A 3,579-nucleotide genomic window follows, 5' to 3' on the forward strand; every position below is an offset into this window, starting at 1 on the left:
CCCCAGCGCGTCCCCCACCGCCGCGCTCGGCGCGCGCCGCCACTCCGCGCGCAGCCGCTCCACCGCCGACTCCGGGGCGCCGTGGTCGGCCTCGAAGCGGCCCAGGACGAGCGCGTCCCGCACCCCGTGCCCGTCGTCGGCGGCGGCCCGCGCCCGCAGCCGCGCGTACTGGGCGCGGGCGTCGGCGCCGAGCCCCAGCGACTCGTACAACTCGCCCAGTTCCAGCAGGTAGTCGGGGCGCGGCAGCCGGGCGACCGCCGCCGCGTAGTCGCGGCGCGCCGCCGCCGTACGGCCGAGCGCCAGCTCGGCGCGGGCCCGGCCCGCCAGCGCCGCGTGCGCGCCCGGATCCGTGCGCAGCGCCGCCGAGTGCTGGGCGAGCGCCTCCGCGGGCTCGCCCCGGTCCCACGCCAGGTCCCCCAACTGCCGCAGGCAGTCCGCCTTCTGGGCCGGCGCGGTGGCGTGCGCCGCCGCCTCGGTCAGCGACGCCGCCGCGTCCTCGCGCCAGCCCCGCTCCCGGTACACCGCGCCCGCCGCGGCCAGCGCCCTGGAGCCGCCGCGCAGATCGAGCAGCTTCTCCACCGCCCCGCCCGCGCCCTTGAGGTCACCCAGGCCCGTGTACGCCTCCACCAGCACCGGATACACCGTCCAGCGCTTCGGGTCGCTCCCGCGCACCTCCTCGGCGATGGTCCGCGCCGCCGCGTAGTCGTGCCGCGCGTTGGCCAGCGCCGCCAGACCGATCCGGGCGTCCGCGTTGCCCCGGGCGGCCGGCCGGACCGCCAGCGAGCGGCGCAGGGCCCACTCCGCGCGCGGATAGTACGAGGAGTCCGCCGACCGCAGCCCGCGCCCCAGATAGGCGGCGCCGAGCACCGCCCAGGAGGCGTCGTCCGAGGGGTGCGCGCGCACCCACGCCCGCCGGTCGGCGATCAGCGCGGTCAGATCGGCGGCCGAGGCGGGCACCCCGGCCCCGACGGCCGTCAGCGCCCGTGCGACCGGCCCCGGCGCCGGCGGCGGCACATCGCGGACGGCGGCGATCCGGGTCTGCGGCAGGACCACGAGGACCCCGGCGGTCAGCAGCGCGGCCACCGCCGCGCCGATCATCGTGCGGCGCGCGGTACGGGCGGGCGGCGGCCCGGCCGGCKCCRGCGGCGYCGGCCGGGCGGGCGGCGGCAGCGTCAGGGTCCGTCGGCGCGGCGGCCATTCGTCTTCGGTCTCCATGGCGTTCACTGTGCGTCGATACGAAGAGCACATACCGCCCGCGCCCGCCGGGCCGCGCGGACTTCACACCGATGGCCCCGGGTGCCAGGCTGGGATCATGAACGATGGAGCCGAGCCCGTCGCCGCGCCCGCCCCCCGACCGGGCGGCATCCTCCTCGACCGGCTGCGCGCGGGACTGCCCGCCGACGCGCTGATCACCGACCCGGACGTCACCGCCTCCTACACCCACGACATGGCGAGCTTCTGCGCCGCCGGGGCGCCCGCCGTGGTGGTGCTGCCGCGCACGGTCGAGCAGGTCCAGCACGTCATGCGCACCGCAACCGAGCTGCGCGTCCCGGTCGTGCCGCAGGGCGCCCGCACCGGCCTGTCCGGCGGCGCCAACGCGACCGAGGGCTGCGTCGTGCTGTCCCTGGTCCGGATGGACCGCATCCTGGAGATCAGCCCGGTCGACCGGGTCGCGGTCGTCGAGCCGGGCGTCGTCAACGCCGCACTCTCCCGGAAGGTCATGGAACACGGGCTCTACTACCCGCCGGACCCGTCCAGTTGGGAGCAGTGCACCATCGGCGGGAACATCGGCACCGCCTCCGGCGGCCTGTGCTGTGTGAAGTACGGGGTGACCGCCGAGTACGTCCTGGGCCTCGACGTGGTCCTCGCCGACGGCCGACTGCTGGAGACCGGCCGGCGCACCGCCAAGGGCGTCGCCGGATACGATCTGACCCGGCTCTTCGTCGGCTCCGAGGGCAGCCTCGGCATCGTGGTGAAGGCCGTACTGGCGCTCAGGCCGGCGCCGCCGCCGCAGCTGGTGCTCGCCGCCGAGTTCCCCTCCGCGACCGCCGCGTGTGAAGCGGTCTGCGCGATCATGGAGCGCGGCCACACCCCGTCGCTGCTCGAACTCATGGACAACACGACCGTACGGGCCGTCAACCGGCTGGCGAACATGGGGCTCCCGGAGACCACCGAGGCGCTGCTGCTCGCCGCCTTCGACACCCCCGACCCGGCCGCCGACCTGGCCGCCGTGGGGGAGCTGTGCAGGGCGGCCGGGGCCGTCGAGGTGGTGCCGGCCGAGTCCGCCGCAGAGTCCGAACTGCTGCTCCAGGCACGGCGGTTGTCGCTCACCGCGCTGGAGACCATCAAGCCCGCCACGATGATCGACGACGTGTGCGTACCGCGCTCCCGGCTCGCCGAGATGCTGGCGGGGACCTCCGCGATCGCCGCCAAGTACGACCTCACCATCGGCGTCTGCGCACACGCCGGGGACGGCAACACCCACCCGGTCGTCTGCTTCGACGCGGCCGACGAGGACGAGTCGCGGCGGGCCCGCGAGTCCTTCGACGAGATCATGGCGCTCGGTCTGGAGCTGGGCGGCACGATCACCGGCGAGCACGGCGTCGGCGTACTGAAGAAGGAGTGGCTGGCCCGCGAACTCGGCCCGGTCGGCGTGGAGATGCAGCGCGCCGTGAAGCAGGCCTTCGACCCGCTGGGGCTGCTGAACCCCGGCAAGCTGTTCTGAGAAACCGTTACGCCGGTGTCCCGGTCCGTCACGCACCCTCCTCCGGCCGGGACTCGTCCGAGGGCCACGGGTCGTTCAGATACAGCTCCTCGGCGCGGCTGCGGCCGGTCGTGGTGGCGAGCAGCTCGGCCAGGCCGTCGTCGATACCGAGCTGCCCGGTCTCGGAACCCGGCGGGACCACCCGCAGCGTCCGCTCCAGCCACGCCGACACCTGGGCGGACGGCGCCTCCAGGAGCGCGTCGCCGTCCGGCGAGCTGAGCGCCATCAGAACCACACTGCGCCCGTCCACCTTGGTGGGCCAGATCCGGACGTCGCCGTGCCCGCACGGCCGGAACACCCCCTCGACGAGCAGCTCACGGGCGAAGGTCCAGTCGACGGGGTGGTCGGTGCCGACATGGAAGGTGACGTGCACGGCGTACGGGTCGTCCGTACGGTAGGTCAGCCGGGCCGGGACCGGGATGCTGCGCTCGGGCGACAGCACGAGTTTGAGCTCCAGCTCGCGTTCCACCACGGTGTGCATGACAGTGCCTTTCCTCTCCGCGTACGCGGTCCGGGAACGGGCCGCACCAGGTGAGAGCGGGGTACGGCGCTGCTATGACGCGACTTCCCGAAGATTTTTCCGGCGGCCCGGCGAGCGGGCCCCGACGAGGGTCGCGAACGGCGCCACGGGCGGGTGAAAGGCTTCCGGATGTTGACCGGATAGTGGCCGGTACCGACGGACCCGCCCGGGGGCCCTCGCCCGTCTGGTAGATGTGGACCCTTGTATTGACGAGGCCCACGAGCAGATACGGGACCGTGATGAGCGCCCCCACCCCGGCCACCGGCGACGGCACCCCCCTCGCCGGCTTCTATCC

At 74.9% G+C, this 3,579-nt stretch carries 3 protein-coding genes; 1 reads left to right on the top strand and 2 read right to left on the bottom strand.

Annotated elements, in window-relative coordinates:
• Positions 1-1,215 (bottom strand): tetratricopeptide repeat protein (locus ACJA3G_RS33115; protein WP_406556730.1); only part of this gene is annotated, 1,215 nt, incomplete at its 3' end.
• Between the two features lie 97 nt (positions 1,216-1,312).
• Here ACJA3G_RS33115 and ACJA3G_RS33120 point away from each other — a divergent pair.
• Positions 1,313-2,725, top strand: a complete 1,413-nt coding sequence (locus tag ACJA3G_RS33120; RefSeq protein ID WP_406556731.1) for an FAD-binding oxidoreductase — start codon at positions 1,313-1,315, stop codon at positions 2,723-2,725.
• A 28-nt stretch (positions 2,726-2,753) separates the two neighbouring features.
• Here ACJA3G_RS33120 and ACJA3G_RS33125 read toward each other — a convergent pair whose 3' ends face one another.
• A complete protein-coding gene (locus ACJA3G_RS33125) occupies positions 2,754-3,245 on the bottom strand; it encodes an SsgA family sporulation/cell division regulator (RefSeq protein ID WP_406556732.1) in 492 nt (163 codons plus the stop codon).
• Between the last annotated feature and the right edge of the window lie 334 nt (positions 3,246-3,579).

The sequence above is a fragment of the Streptomyces sp. YS-3 genome, assembly GCF_045257485.1.
GTDB lineage: Bacteria > Actinomycetota > Actinomycetes > Streptomycetales > Streptomycetaceae > Streptomyces.

Excerpts from the sequence above, each read along its gene's own strand:
- ACJA3G_RS33120 (WP_406556731.1), top strand. The coding sequence starts at position 1,313 with ATGAACGATGGAGCCGAGCCCGTCGCCGCGCCCGCCCCCCGACCGGGC.
- ACJA3G_RS33125 (WP_406556732.1), bottom strand. The coding sequence starts at position 3,245 with ATGCACACCGTGGTGGAACGCGAGCTGGAGCTCAAACTCGTGCTGTCG.